The sequence below is a fragment of the Streptomyces sp. NPDC055749 genome, assembly GCF_053617235.1.
Map to the genome: position 1 here is coordinate 1 of NZ_JBSHFH010000040.1, position 13,138 is coordinate 13,138.

11 protein-coding genes are annotated in these 13,138 nt (G+C 70.7%); 9 read left to right on the forward strand and 2 right to left on the reverse strand.

Translation table 11 applies throughout. The annotated features are described in order from the left end of the window. Positions 1-279: 279 nt before the first annotated feature. From ACWGO0_RS26120 to era, 3 genes are all read left to right on the forward strand, one after another. Complete coding sequence (locus ACWGO0_RS26120; RefSeq protein WP_453539785.1) at positions 280-1,632, forward strand: beta-xylosidase; 1,353 nt, start codon at positions 280-282, stop codon at positions 1,630-1,632. 72 nt (positions 1,633-1,704) lie between these two features. Continuing rightward, entirely contained in the window at positions 1,705-2,649 is a 945-nt protein-coding gene (locus ACWGO0_RS26125) for a WxL protein peptidoglycan domain-containing protein (protein WP_453539788.1), read from the forward strand. A 61-nt stretch (positions 2,650-2,710) separates the two neighbouring features. Continuing rightward, the gene (gene era, locus ACWGO0_RS26130; protein WP_453539791.1) at positions 2,711-3,661 is read left to right on the forward strand and encodes a GTPase Era; all 951 of its coding nucleotides are present in this window, start codon (positions 2,711-2,713) and stop codon (positions 3,659-3,661) included. 49 nt (positions 3,662-3,710) lie between these two features. Here era and ACWGO0_RS26135 read toward each other — a convergent pair whose 3' ends face one another. Together ACWGO0_RS26135 and ACWGO0_RS26140 are read right to left on the reverse strand one after the other, a co-directional pair. After that, on the reverse strand, positions 3,711-3,977 hold the full coding sequence (locus ACWGO0_RS26135; protein ID WP_453539794.1) for a protealysin inhibitor emfourin: 267 nt from the start codon (positions 3,975-3,977) through the stop codon (positions 3,711-3,713). 67 nt (positions 3,978-4,044) lie between these two features. Further along, complete coding sequence (locus tag ACWGO0_RS26140) at positions 4,045-5,097, reverse strand: M4 family metallopeptidase (RefSeq protein WP_453539797.1); 1,053 nt, start codon at positions 5,095-5,097, stop codon at positions 4,045-4,047. Between the two features lie 292 nt (positions 5,098-5,389). Here ACWGO0_RS26140 and leuA point away from each other — a divergent pair, with 292 nt between their 5' ends. The 6 genes from leuA to recO all read left to right on the forward strand — a co-directional run bounded on the left by leuA (position 5,390) and on the right by recO (position 13,127). Continuing rightward, positions 5,390-7,165, forward strand: a complete 1,776-nt coding sequence (leuA, locus tag ACWGO0_RS26145; protein ID WP_453539800.1) for a 2-isopropylmalate synthase — start codon at positions 5,390-5,392, stop codon at positions 7,163-7,165. Between the two features lie 210 nt (positions 7,166-7,375). Next, positions 7,376-8,080 (forward strand): tellurite resistance TerB family protein, encoded by a 705-nt coding sequence (locus ACWGO0_RS26150; protein ID WP_453539803.1) that lies wholly within the window; start codon positions 7,376-7,378, stop codon positions 8,078-8,080. A gap of 182 nt (positions 8,081-8,262) precedes the next feature. Next, positions 8,263-10,350, forward strand: coding sequence for an MMPL family transporter (locus ACWGO0_RS26155; RefSeq protein ID WP_453539806.1), 2,088 nt, complete (start codon positions 8,263-8,265; stop codon positions 10,348-10,350). Positions 10,351-10,364: 14 nt separating this feature from the next. Next, a complete protein-coding gene (locus tag ACWGO0_RS26160; protein ID WP_453539809.1) occupies positions 10,365-11,654 on the forward strand; it encodes a sensor histidine kinase in 1,290 nt (429 codons plus the stop codon). Next, positions 11,651-12,340, forward strand: a complete 690-nt coding sequence (locus ACWGO0_RS26165; RefSeq protein ID WP_453539812.1) for a response regulator — start codon at positions 11,651-11,653, stop codon at positions 12,338-12,340. Before ACWGO0_RS26160 ends, ACWGO0_RS26165 begins: the two co-directional genes overlap by 4 nt. Positions 12,341-12,380: 40 nt before the next feature. Beyond that, positions 12,381-13,127, forward strand: a complete 747-nt coding sequence (recO, locus tag ACWGO0_RS26170; RefSeq protein ID WP_453539814.1) for a DNA repair protein RecO — start codon at positions 12,381-12,383, stop codon at positions 13,125-13,127. Positions 13,128-13,138 lie beyond the last annotated feature (11 nt).

The following is a 13,138-nucleotide window of genomic DNA, read 5'->3' on the forward strand; positions in this document are numbered from 1 at the left end:
TGCGTCTTTTGTTTATAAGACACAGAGCGGACCCTGCCCGGGCCGCACACCGCCCGCTGCCGCCGCACAAATGGGCGGCAGCGGCCCACCGGCGTTTTGTCATCCGGTGAGTACCGATACTGCCCCAGCTGTGGGCAAGTTGACAGTATCTGATGGCCCATCAGTTCAGTCGTTTCGCGTCCCTTGACTTCTTTGTCCGGCCGGTCGTCAATGGCCGCCCGTAGGCGCAGAAGTACCGCAGAGCCGCTGCGCCCACACCCTCTGGAGGGGGCACAACACATGGCAACTCCGGTTCCACCGAGCCGAAGATCCGCCGGGCGAAGGCGTCGCTGGGCGGCAGTTCTGGGGGTGGCCGTGCTCGCGGTCACCGGGGGAGGGGTGATGGCACCGGCCGCCGGTGCCACGGCGACGGCCTCGGTCGCGGTGGACTTCGCCACCCGCTGCGTACCGCCGCCCATCGCAGGCATCCCGCCGATCGAGGGCACGACCACGGCGCAGATCACCGTCGACAACGCGGCGCCCGCGGTGGGTGACACGGTCACGGTGACGTACAAGGTGGTCAAGCCCGCGGCCAGCAATCCCGTGGACCTGCCGCTGCCCGCCGACATCATGACGCCCACCGGAAAGCTCACTCTCAGCGGAGCGCAGACCGGCTCCGTGACCGTCACCGGGCCGAAGAAGAACGCACCGGTGCCCGGTCTGGGCGAGTTCCCGCCCTTCGAGATGACCGGCACCTTCGTGGTCTCCGCACCCGGCGAGATCAAGCTGTCGCCCGGCGACTACAACATCCACACCAGCTACCTCATGGAGCTGGACACCCCCTGCACCGTGAAGAGCCCGCCCGCCCCCGTCTCCGAGACGATCATCGCGACGGGCGGCGGCGGTCCCGTCAACGAACGCGCCATCACACTCGGCACGGCCTCCGGGAAGCCCGGGGACCGGGTGACGGTCACCGGCACCAAGTTCACCCCGGACGCCGAGGTGACCGTCGCGGGCTGGAACGGCTCCGCGCCGACCGCCGACAAGATCACCTCCAAGGCGGCCTCCAGCGGCGGCTTCACCTTCCGGCCGAAGATCACCGATCCGGCGACCGTCGGCATCGTCGCGTTCGAGGGCGCGAGCTGGGACCCGGCGAAGGGCGCGGGACCTGTCGCGTACGCCCTCGTCGGAGACGTTCCCCCGCTCAGCCAGCGGCTCGACTCCCTGGTGAAGGGCGGCACCCTGTCCATGACCCAGGCCGGCGACGCCGTCCAGCTGTCCGCCGTCGACTTCGGCGCGGGCGGCCCCTCCACCGGAGCGCTGAACACGGTGACGGTCAAGGACTTCCGCGGCGGGCCCGCGGGCTGGTCCCTGACCGGCAGAGTCACCGACTTCACCGGTCCGGGCGGGGCGAAGATCGACGCCGGGGAACTGAGCTGGACCCCGGCCTGCACGGCCAAGGCCGGCAGCCCGAGCACCTGCGCCGCCGGCTCCGAAGGCGCGGTCGGCATGGCGGGGGCGACCCTGGCATCCACTCCGAACGCCGCCCTCACCGGCGGTGAGTTCACCGTCGACGCGGGTCTCTCGCTCGACGTACCGGAGTTCACGGCCCCCGGCTCCTACTCCGGAGTCCTGACACTCACGCTCACCTGACCCTCACCCGACACCCACGGCAGGCCGGACGCGCACCCGTCCGGCCCGCCCCGAACCCGGGGGTTTCGCACCGTGCGCAGACTGTCCGCACTGCTCCTGGCCGCGATCGCGTTCCTGTACGCCGCACCGGGCGCCGCCCACGCCGCCGACAACGGGGAATGGTCCGTCGAGCCCGCCTCGTCCGGGACCGGCCGCCCGTACTTCTACCTCTCCACGGGACCCGGCACCACACTCACCGACCGGGTCACCGTCACCAACAAGACCGCCCGCCCGCTGACCTTCCTGCTCTACGCCGCCGACGCGTACAACACGGCACGGGACGGCGGCTTCGCCGTCCGCACCCGCGACGAGCCCCGGCGCGGCGTCGGCGCCTGGGTGAAACCGTCCCGCGACCGGGTCACCGTCCCCGCGCGCTCCTCGGTCACGGTCCCGTACACCCTCACCGTCCCCGAGACCGCCGAACCCGGCGACCACCCGGGCGCCGTCGTCGCCCTCGACGAGCGTGTCGTACGCGGCGGGAAGGGCGCCGTCGCCGTCGGCGTCCAGAAGGCGGTCGGCGCCCGGATCTATCTGCGGGTGAACGGACCGGTCATGCCCGCCCTCACCGTCGACGACCTGTCGGTCGAGCACACCAGGCCACTGGTCCCCGGCACCGGGAAGAGCCGGGCCGTCATCTCGTACACCCTCCACAACCGCGGCAACGTGACGCTCAACCCCAAGGTCGCCCTGAAGGCCGAGGGACTCTTCGGCCGGACGCTCCTCGCCCGCGACCTGAAGAAGCTCCCCTCCGAACTGCTGCCCCGGCAGAAGGTCCGCCTCACGGAACCCTGGGCCGGCGCGCCCCAGCTGGAATGGGGTCAGGTCGAGCTCACCGCCAGCGCCCGGGACACCCGCGAGAGCGCGGCCGTGTCGTACGTCGCGCTGCCCTGGCTGTTCGCGGCGGCCCTGCTGGTGATCGTCGGCGCGGGTTCGGGCCTGTGGATACGGGCACGTCGGCGCCGCGCGGATGCCCCATGAGGCGTCCGCGACAAGGTCCGCGGCGGCCCGTTGTACGCCGCAGCCGCCGCGATCGGGGAGAATGGGCGCCATGAGCGCTCGTACCCTTGAGAACAACGCCCCCCACCGGGCCGGCTTCGCCTGCTTCGTGGGCCGCCCCAACGCGGGCAAGTCCACCCTCACGAACGCTCTGGTCGGTCAGAAGGTGGCGATCACCTCGAACCGCCCCCAGACCACCCGGCACACGGTGCGCGGCATCGTGCACCGCGAGGACGCGCAGCTGATCCTGGTCGACACCCCCGGCCTCCACAAGCCGCGCACGCTGCTCGGAGAGCGGCTGAACGACGTCGTGCGGACCACCTGGGCCGAGGTCGACGTCATCGGCTTCTGCCTGCCCGCCGACCAGAAGCTGGGCCCCGGCGACAAGTTCATCATCAAGGAACTCGCGGGTATCAAGAAGACGCCGAAGATCGCGATCATCACCAAGACCGACCTGGTCGACTCCAAGGCGCTCGCGGAGCAGCTGCTGGCCGTCTCCCGCCTCGGCGAGGAGCTCGGCTTCGAGTGGGCCGAGATCATCCCGGTCTCCGCGGTCAAGGGCGACCAGGTGGAGCTGCTGGCCGATCTGATCGCCCCGCTGCTCCCGGAGAGCCCCCCGCTCTACCCGGAGGGCGACCTCACCGACGAGCCGGAGATGGTCATGGTCGCGGAGCTGATCCGCGAGGCCGCGCTGGAAGGTGTACGGGACGAGCTGCCGCACTCGATCGCGGTGGTCGTCGAGGAGATGCTGCCGCGCGAGGACCGGCCGGCGGACAGGCCGCTGCTGGACATCCACGCGAACGTCTACATCGAGCGGCCCAGCCAGAAGGGCATCATCATCGGCCCGCAGGGCAAGCGCCTGAAGGAAGTCGGCACGAAGTCGCGCAAGCACATCGAGGCGCTGCTCGGCACGCCGGTCTACCTCGACCTGCACGTCAAGGTTGCGAAGGACTGGCAGCGGGATCCGAAGCAGCTGCGGAAGCTGGGTTTCTAGCCGAACCCGGGCTTCTCGCGGTACGGCTGTCCCACGCGGTACGGGGATCTCACGCACCCTCCTTGAGGATGCGTGAGATCAGCGTGCGCTGGGCCTCCGTCAGCCGGGGGTCCGCGCAGTGGACCGTCCGGTCGCCGACGGTGATCCGGTAGCGGAAGCCGTCCCGGACTCCTGGCGCCGGTTCGCCGCGGTCCGTGGTGAGCGCGGATTCGGCCAGGGCCTCCCATTCCGCGGCGTCCGGGAGGTCCGTGGTGTCCACCTCGCGGTGTCGTGCGATGCCGGCGAATCCGCCGGTCCGGCTCACCTGAATCCGCATGGTCCCCTGCCTGGGTTCGATGGTGCGCGGCGTGTGGTCGTGCGTGCCATCAAACGCCGGACGGGCTTCAGATGGTAGGTACGCCCACCTCCGACCAGGCCTTGGTCACCGCCTCCGCCTCGTCGCCCGCTCCGAAGCGGGTCTGTGCCGCTGTCACGGTCAGGCGGGCGAAGGTCGCGAAGTCCGCGTCCTGGGGCAGGTCGCCGCCGGTGAGGACGTCGAACCAGATCCGGCCCGCGCGCTCCCACGCGTTGCCGCCCAGTGCCGTGGCCAGCAGGTAGAACGCGCGGTTGGGGATGCCCGAGTTGAGGTGGACCCCTCCGTTGTCCTCGTCCGTCTCGATGTAGTCGTCCATCGTCGCGGGCTGCGGGTCCTTGCCGAGTACGTCGTCGTCGTACGCCGTGCCCGGAGCCTTCATCGAGCGCAGGGCGACCCCGCTCACCCGGGGGGCGAGCAGCCCCGCACCGATCAGCCAGTCCGCCTCCTGCGCGTTCTGGCCCAGTGAGTACTGCTTCACCAGCGCGCCGAAGACGTCCGAGACGGACTCGTTGAGCGCGCCCGGCTGGCCCTCGTACACCAGGTTGGCCGTGTGCTGGGTCAGCCCGTGCGCCAGTTCGTGGGCGATCACGTCGATGGCGACCGTGAAGTCGAGGAAGATCTCCCCGTCCCCGTCGCCGAAGACCATCTGCTCGCCGTCGAAGAACGCGTTGTTGTACTGCTCGTCGTAGTGCACGGAGCCGATCAGCCGCAGCCCGTTGCCGTCGATCGAGCTGCGGCCGTACACCGTGTGCAGCAGCTCGAACGTGGCGCCGAGTCCCGCGTACGCCCGGTTGACGCTCGCGTCCCGGGTCGGCTCCTCGCCCTCGTCGCGGACCTCGTGGCCCGGCAGGTCGGTGCCGTGGCGGCAGTCGTAGAGGGTGCGGTGCGGCTTGGTGGGGGCCGTGCCCGCGGTGGTCCGGCTGTCCGGGACGCCGGCCAGGGCGGCCAGCCGGCGGCGGGCGCGGCCCGCCGCGTCGGTCTCCAGGGTGCGGCGTGCGGGACCTGCGAGGAGCGGGTCGTCCGACTGCGCAAGCTTGTCGAGGATCTGGGGCGGCACGATGGTGCAGAAGACGGGGTGCATGCCGACGACTGTGGCACTGGGTAATCGTGCTGTCACTGGTTGCGCTGATGATTGACGAAATAGAGTGATGCGTCACTGTTTGGTCGACGCCGATGTCCGATCCCGCATACTGATACGCACCGACGTCCTGGGCGCCTCTCGGTTAATGTCGTCGCATCATGCGTTTCGGGCTGCTTCTTCTTAGCTGCCGCGGCGAGGGCCTGTAGTCGTAGGCCGACCCCCTCCCCGCGGAGTCTGGTGTTGCAGCAAACACGTCGGCCGTCCCCCGCTGGACCCCGAGGAGCCCTACGCCATGACCGCCGTAAACCCCGTCGAGAACGCAGTCGGCCGGCCCACGCCGATCACCAACGCGACGCAGCTCCAGAAGCCCTCCGGGATGCCCGTCCACAAGTACGGTCAGTACGACGCCGTGGACATCCCCGACCGCACGTGGCCCGAGAAGCGGATCACCCGGGCGCCCCGCTGGCTGTCCACCGATCTGCGCGACGGCAACCAGGCTCTGATCGACCCGATGTCCCCGGCCCGCAAGCGCGAGATGTTCGACCTGCTCGTACGCATGGGCTACAAGGAGATCGAGGTCGGCTTCCCGTCCTCCGGTGACACCGACTTCAACTTCGTGCGCTCCATCATCGAAGAGGGCGCGATCCCCGAGGACGTGACGATCTCCGTCCTGACGCAGGCCCGCGAGGACCTGATCGAGCGCACCGTGGAGTCCCTGCGCGGAGCGCACCGGGCCACCGTGCACCTGTACAACGCCACGGCGCCGACCTTCCGCCGGGTCGTCTTCCGCGGCTCCAAGGACGACATCAAGCAGATCGCCGTGGACGGCACCCGCCTGGTGATGGAGTACGCCGAGAAGATCCTCGGCCCCGAGACGGTCTTCGGCTACCAGTACAGCCCCGAGATCTTCACCGACACCGAGCTGGACTTCGCCCTGGAGGTCTGCGAGGCCGTCTGTGACGTCTGGCAGCCGGAGGAGGGCCGGGAGATCATCCTGAACCTGCCCGCCACCGTGGAGCGCTCGACGCCGTCCACGCACGCGGACCGGTTCGAGTGGATGTCGCGCAACCTGAGCCGTCGCGCGTACGTCTGCCTGTCGGTCCACCCGCACAACGACCGCGGCACCGCCGTCGCCGCCGCCGAACTGGCCATCATGGCCGGCGCGGACCGGATCGAGGGCTGCCTGTTCGGACAGGGCGAGCGCACCGGCAACGTCGACCTGGTCACGCTGGGCATGAACCTGTTCTCGCAGGGCGTCGACCCGCAGATCGACTTCTCGCAGATCGACGAGATCCGCCGCACGTCCGAGTACTGCAACCAGATGGAGGTCCACCCGCGCCACCCCTACGCGGGCGACCTGGTCTACACGTCCTTCTCCGGCTCCCACCAGGACGCCATCAAGAAGGGCTTCGACGCCATGGAGGCGGACGCCGCAGCCCGGGGCAAGTCCGTCGACGACATCGAGTGGGCCGTGCCGTACCTGCCGATCGACCCGAAGGACGTCGGCCGCTCGTACGAGGCCGTCATCCGGGTCAACTCGCAGTCCGGCAAGGGCGGAATCGCGTACGTCCTGAAGAACGAGCACAAGCTGGACCTGCCGCGCCGGATGCAGATCGAATTCTCCCGGATCATTCAGGCCAAGACCGATGCCGAGGGCGGCGAGGTCACGCCGAAGCAGATCTGGTCGGCGTTCCAGGACGAGTACCTGCCCAACCCCGACAACGCCTGGGGGCGCGTGCAGATCCGCTCCGGCCAGAGCACGACCGACACCGACGGCAAGGACACGCTCACCGTCGAGGCGACCGTGGACGGCACGGACACCGTGCTGACCGGTACGGGCAACGGTCCGATCTCCGCTTTCTTCGAAGCGCTGCAGGCCATCGGTATCGACGCCCGTCTGCTGGACTACACCGAGCACACGATGAGCGAGGGTGCGAGCGCCCAGGCCGCCTCGTACATCGAGTGCGCGATCGACGGCAAGGTGCTGTGGGGCATCGGTATCGACGCCAACACCACGCGCGCCTCGCTCAAGGCGGTCGTCTCCGCGGTCAACCGCGCGACCCGGTGACCACCGGCCGCCGTTCCGCTCCCCTGCGGACGAACGTGCGATAAGCCCCGTATCCCCGTGGTTCCAGGACCCCGTCCACCTGCTCAGGGTGGGCGGGGTTCGGCCATCTCCGAGGGTTGTGACATCCGAGATGCTGACGTCACATCACGGGTGTGGCTAACATCACGTCCAACGCGGCAATGTTGCCGGAGCGTTACGGAGGTGTGCGACGTGGGGTCGGCCAAAGGACAACGCGCCATAAGACTGCGCATCTACGGCATCCGTACCGTCTGGGACACCGTCGGTGACGGGGAGTTCTTCTGCCCCGGCTGCGGGGGCGACCGCAACTACCGGCGCCTCACGGGGCGTCGCCGTTTCGCCGTCCTCGGGGTGCCGCTGCTGCGGCGCGGCACTGCCGGGCCGGTCGTCGAATGCGCCGTCTGCCGGGCGCACTTCCCGACCGACGCCCTCGACCACCCCACGACCACCCGGTTCTCCGCGATGCTCCGGGACGCCGTGCACACCGTCACCCTGGGTGTCCTCGCGGCCGGCGGCACCGGCTCCCGTACGGTCCTGGACACCGCGGTCGCCACCGTGCGCGATGCCGGTCTCGAGGACTGCACGCAGGAACAGCTCGCCGTCATCGTCGAGGTGCTCGCCGCCGACACGGGACACGGGCCCGGCTCCGACCCGGCCGCTGAGGCGTGCGGGGCGACCCTCGCCATCGAACTCCACGAGGTGCTGAAACCGCTCGCCCCTCATCTGGCCACGGCGGGGCGGGAGTCGGTGCTGCTCCAGGGAGCCCGGATCGCGCTCGCCGACGGGCCGTACAGCCCGGCCGAGCGTGAGGTGCTGGCCACCGTGGGCAGCGCGCTGTCGTTGTGCGCGGAGGACACGGCCCGGCTGCTGGCGGCTGCCGCCCGGACGCCCTCGTAGGAACGTGGGTTCCTCGACTCCGCGTACTCCCGGGGGAGTACGCGGAGCCGGGCGACACCTCCGGCAGTAGCCGCCAAGTCGGTCCCTCGTGTGACGCGTGTGCCCTGCCCGGGCGGGAGTCTGGTGATGAGCCGGACACCGTCCAGGAGGGGAGGGCCCGCGTCATGGGGGCCGACAAGGAAATGAGTGGTACGAGAGCACGGCCGGGGGTGCGACGGGCGTTGCCGTGGCTGGTCGTCGCGTTCTGGGTCGCGCTGATCGCGGTCGCCGGACCGTTCGCGGGCAAGCTCGCCGACGTACAGCAGGACCGCGCCGTCGACTATCTGCCGGCGAACGCCGACTCCACACAGGTGGCGAAGATCCAGGACACGCTGCCCGGCGGCGAGTCCACCGATCTCGTCCTCGTGTACCACCGCGACAGCGGGCTGACCCCCGTCGACCGGACCACGGCGGGCGAGCAGACCGCCGCGATCGCCGACGCTCACGAGCTGAGCGCCGCGCCCCGGGGCGTCCCGTCCGAGGACGGTACGACGCTGATGTACGCGGTGTCCTCGACCGAGCCCGGCCAGGACGAGGAAGTCCGGGCCGAATTCGTCGGCGAGATCCGCGAGATCGCGAAGGGGAGTGAAGGGCTGAGCGTCGAGGTCGGCGGGCCCGGAGCCCTGACCGTCGATGCCCAGGAGGTCTACGGTTCGCTCGGCGGACCGCTGCTCTACACGACCGTCGCCGTCGTCGCGATCCTGCTGATCCTGATCTACCGCAGCCCGTTCCTCTGGCTGGTGCCCCTCGTCGTCGCGGGCATGGCCGACTTCCTGTCGATGGCCGTGGCGTACGGACTCAACCGTGGCTTCGACGTCACGATCAGCGGCCAGAGCTCCGGGGTGATGACGATCCTGGTCTTCGGCGCGGGGACCGACTACGCGCTGCTCCTCGTCGCCCGCTACCGCGAGGAACTGGGCCGCTTCACCAGGCCGTACGACGCCATGACCGCCGCCCTGCGCGGCTGCGGGCCCGCCGTCGTCGCCTCGTCCGGGACCGTCGCCGCCGGGCTGCTCTGCCTGATGGCCGCCGACCTCAACAGCAGCCGGGGCATGGGCCCCATCGCGGCCGTCGGTGTGCTGTGCGCCCTGTTCGCCATGCTGACCCTGCTGCCCGCCGTCCTGGTGGTACTGGGCCGCCGCGTCTTCTGGCCGATCGTGCCCAAGTACGGGAGCGTGCCGAAGCAGCGCCGTTCGCTGTTCGCCGCGATGGGCGGCTCGGCCGGGCGCAGGCCCGTCGCGGTGCTCGTCTCCGGCGGTGTCCTGCTGGGCGCGCTGTCCCTCGGGGCCTTCGCCCTGCCCGGTGACCTCAAGCAGGAGGACTTCTTCACCAGCAAGCCGGACTCGATCGCGGCCATGGAGACCCTCGGTGCCGCCTACCCCGACAGCGGAACCCAGCCCATCACCGTGATCGCACCCACCGGCCGGGCCGACGAGACCCTCGCGGAGGCCCGTGGCATCGAGGGCGTCGTCTCCGTCGAACGCGGTCGCAGCGGCGGCGGCTGGACCGAGCTGTCCGTCGTCCCCAGGGACCGGCCCGAGTCACCGGGGGAGCAGGCCACCATCGAGGCCCTGCGCGGCACTCTGGACGGCAGCCACGTCGGCGGGCCCAGCGCCCAGCAGCTGGACCTGGAGGTGACCAACTCCCACGACCTGAAGATCGTCGTGCCGCTCGTCATCCTCTCCGTCCTGCTGATCCTCGTCGTGCTGCTGCGCAGCCTCCTCGCCCCGCTGATGCTCGTCGCCGCGGTCGTCGCCGTCTGGGGAGCCTCGCTCGGCATCGCCGGGCTCGTCTTCGAACCGCTCCTGGGGTTCGAGGGCACCGATCCGGGACTGCCACTGCTCTCCTTCGTCTTCCTGGTGGCCCTCGGAGTCGACTACGGCATCTTCCTGATGCACCGCATGCGGGAGGAAGCCCTCTCCGGGGCCGGACCCACGGACGCGGCGCTCACCGCGCTGCGGACCACGGGTGCGGTGATCGCCTCGGCCGGACTGGTGCTCGCGGCGACCTTCGGGGTGCTGATGAGCATGCCGATGGTGGCGCTCGCCGAACTGGGCTTCGTCATCGCGGTCGGTGTGCTGCTCGACACCTTCCTGGTCCGTACGTACCTGGTGACCTCGGCCAGCGTGGCCCTGGGACGCAAGGTGTGGTGGCCGGGCGCGCTCAGCCGGAAGCCTCCGGCCGCAGGTCCCGGCGCACCCAGCGAACCGGAACTCGTCGCGACCCGCTGACGGAGCCCGTACCCATGCCGGAGGATGGCCGCGTGTCCGCACCCCGAACCACGCGCCGCAGCGAGCGCGTCCTGGCCGTCGTCAACCGCGACCCCATGGACGCCCCGCACAAGCTGCGCACCGACGCCCTCATTGCCGGGGGCGCCGGTGCGCTCTCCGTCGTACTCGCGCTCGTCACCGACGACGGGCGGGAGCCCGACGCGCTCGGCTGGGTCCTGCTGATGGTCAGTGCCGGGCTGCTGGTGTGGCGCCGTAAGAACCCGCTCCTCGTCCTGCTGGCGATGATCCCGGTACTCATGCCGTACCACGGGTTCGACAACGCGCACTCGGGGCCGATGCCGCAGACCTTCATCGCGCTCTACACCGTGGCGGTGACCGGCAGACCGCTGCGCACGATCCTGACCGGTGTGGTCGTGCTCACCGCCATGGTGTCCGTCGTCAGCAGCATCGACGCCCACCAGGGCCTCGAACTGCTGCGGATCTCCGGCTGGATCATCGCCATGCTGTTCCTCGGCGTCGACGTGCGGATCTACCGCCGGTACGTCGCCTCGGTGGTGGACCGCGCCGAACGGGCCGAACGCACCCGTGAGGAGGAGGCCCGGCGCCGGGTCGCCGAGGAGCGGCTGCGGATCGCCCGCGATCTGCACGACCTGCTGGCCCACAGCATCACCGTCATCGGGGTGCAGACCTCGGTGGCCTCGCACATCCTCACCGTCGACCCGGAGCGCCTGGACCGGGAGGCGGTCGCCAGGTCCCTCGACGACATCGCCGAGACCTGCCGCGAGGCCCGCGCCGAACTGCGCACCACGCTCCAGGTCCTGCGAGCCGGTTCCGACGAGAGCGACGGGCCGCTGCCGGACCTGGCCGCGCTGCCGGGTCTCGTCCGGGCCGCCGAAGCGGCCGGTGCGCAGGTGGATCTCTCGGTACGGACCCCACAGGGCCGGCTCGCCCCCGCGACCGGGGCCGCCGCCTACCGGATCGTGCAGGAGTCCCTCACCAACGCCGTACGGCACGCGGGGCCCGGCGTACGGATCACGGTGGCCGTCGAGCCGGAGCCCGCAGGACCCGCGCTGCGGGTCACGGTCACCGACGACGGCGCGGGCCCCCAGGAGGGCGGTCAGGGGCCGGGGTTCGGCATCGTGGGGATGCGCGAGCGGGCCCGCAGCACCGGCGGCACGCTGACCGCAGGGCCGCGCCCCGGCGGCGGGTTCGAGGTCGCTGCGGTGCTGCCGTTCCAGGACGGCGCGACAGCGGCAGCGGCATCCGCCGACGGCGACGTGACGGTACGGGAGGCGGCGCTGTGATCCGCGTCCTGCTCGCCGACGACCAGACGCTCGTCCGGGCCGCCTTCGCGATGCTCGTCGAATCCGACCCCGGTATGACGGTCGTCGGCCAGGCGGGCAACGGCATCGAGGCGGTCGAACTGGCCCGCAGCGAACGGGCCGACCTCGTCGTCATGGACATCCGGATGCCCGACCTCGACGGCATCGAGGCCACCCGCCGCATCGTCGCCGACGAGGACCTCGCCGGAGTGAAGGTGCTGGTCCTGACGACGTACGACACCGACGAGCACGTCGTCGAGGCGCTGCGCGCGGGCGCTTCCGGCTTCCTGGTCAAGGACACCAGACCCGCCGAACTCCTCGCCGCCATCATCACGGTGGCCGCGGGCGAGGCCCTCCTCTCGCCCGGCCCGACGGCCCGGCTGATCGCCCGGGTGCTGAGCGCCCCCACCGCGCCCGCCCCGGGCTCCCCGGGCGGCCCGGACTGCCTCACGGACCGGGAACGCCAGGTGCTCGGCCTCGTCGCCCGCGGCCTGAACAACACCGAGATCGCGGAGACCCTGGGCCTCAGCCCGCTCACCGCGAAGACCCATGTCAGCCGGATCATGGGCAAACTGGGTGCCCGGGACCGCGCCCAGCTGGTCATCGTGGCGTACGAGTCCGGGCTCGTCGTCCCGGCCGTGGGTCCCGAGGGCGGCGGAGAACGGTGACCGAGGCCGGCCGGGACCCCGGGTGGGCGACAATGGACGCATGAGCTTGTTCCGGGACGACGGCGTCGTGCTGCGTACGCAGAAACTGGGCGAGGCCGACCGGATCATCACGATCCTGACCCGCGGCCACGGCCGGGTGCGCGCCGTCGCGCGCGGCGTGCGCCGTACGAAGTCCAAATTCGGGGCCAGGCTCGAACCCTTCTCCCATGTGGACGTGCAGTTCTTCGCGCGCGGCAGCGAACTGGTCGGCCGCGGCCTTCCCCTGTGCACCCAGAGCGAGACGATCGCTCCGTACGGCGGCGGCATCGTCGCCGACTACGCCCGCTACACCGCGGGCACCGCGATGCTGGAGACCGCCGAACGGTTCACCGACCACGAGGGCGAGCCCGCGGTCCAGCAGTACCTCCTGCTCGTGGGAGGGCTGCGGACGCTTTCCAGGGCGGAACACGCGCCGAACCTCATCCTCGACGCGTTCCTGCTGCGTTCCCTCGCCGTCAACGGCTACGCGCCCAGCTTCGAGGACTGCGCGAAGTGCGGAATGCCCGGTCCGAACCGGTTCTTCTCCGTGGCGGCGGGCGGCGTCGTATGCGGCGACTGCCGGGTGCCCGGCAGCGTCGTACCCTCAGCTGAGGCCGTCGCACTGCTGAGCGCGCTGCTCACGGGTGACTGGGAGACGGCGGACGCGTGCGAGGCGCGTCATGTCAGGGAGGGGAGCGGGCTGGTGTCCGCGTATCTGCACTGGCATCTGGAGCGGGGACTGCGCTCGCTGCGGTACGTAGAGAAGTGACACAGGGAGAC

Coding starts and splice junctions, on each gene's coding strand:
- ACWGO0_RS26120 (WP_453539785.1), top strand. CDS start 280: ATGGCAACTCCGGTTCCACCGAGCCGAAGATCCGCCGGGCGAAGGCGT.
- era (WP_453539791.1), top strand. CDS start 2,711: ATGGGCGCCATGAGCGCTCGTACCCTTGAGAACAACGCCCCCCACCGG.
- ACWGO0_RS26135 (WP_453539794.1), bottom strand. CDS start 3,977: ATGCGGATTCAGGTGAGCCGGACCGGCGGATTCGCCGGCATCGCACGA.
- ACWGO0_RS26140 (WP_453539797.1), bottom strand. CDS start 5,097: ATGCACCCCGTCTTCTGCACCATCGTGCCGCCCCAGATCCTCGACAAG.
- leuA (WP_453539800.1), top strand. CDS start 5,390: ATGACCGCCGTAAACCCCGTCGAGAACGCAGTCGGCCGGCCCACGCCG.
- ACWGO0_RS26155 (WP_453539806.1), top strand. CDS start 8,263: ATGAGTGGTACGAGAGCACGGCCGGGGGTGCGACGGGCGTTGCCGTGG.
- ACWGO0_RS26160 (WP_453539809.1), top strand. CDS start 10,365: ATGCCGGAGGATGGCCGCGTGTCCGCACCCCGAACCACGCGCCGCAGC.
- recO (WP_453539814.1), top strand. CDS start 12,381: ATGAGCTTGTTCCGGGACGACGGCGTCGTGCTGCGTACGCAGAAACTG.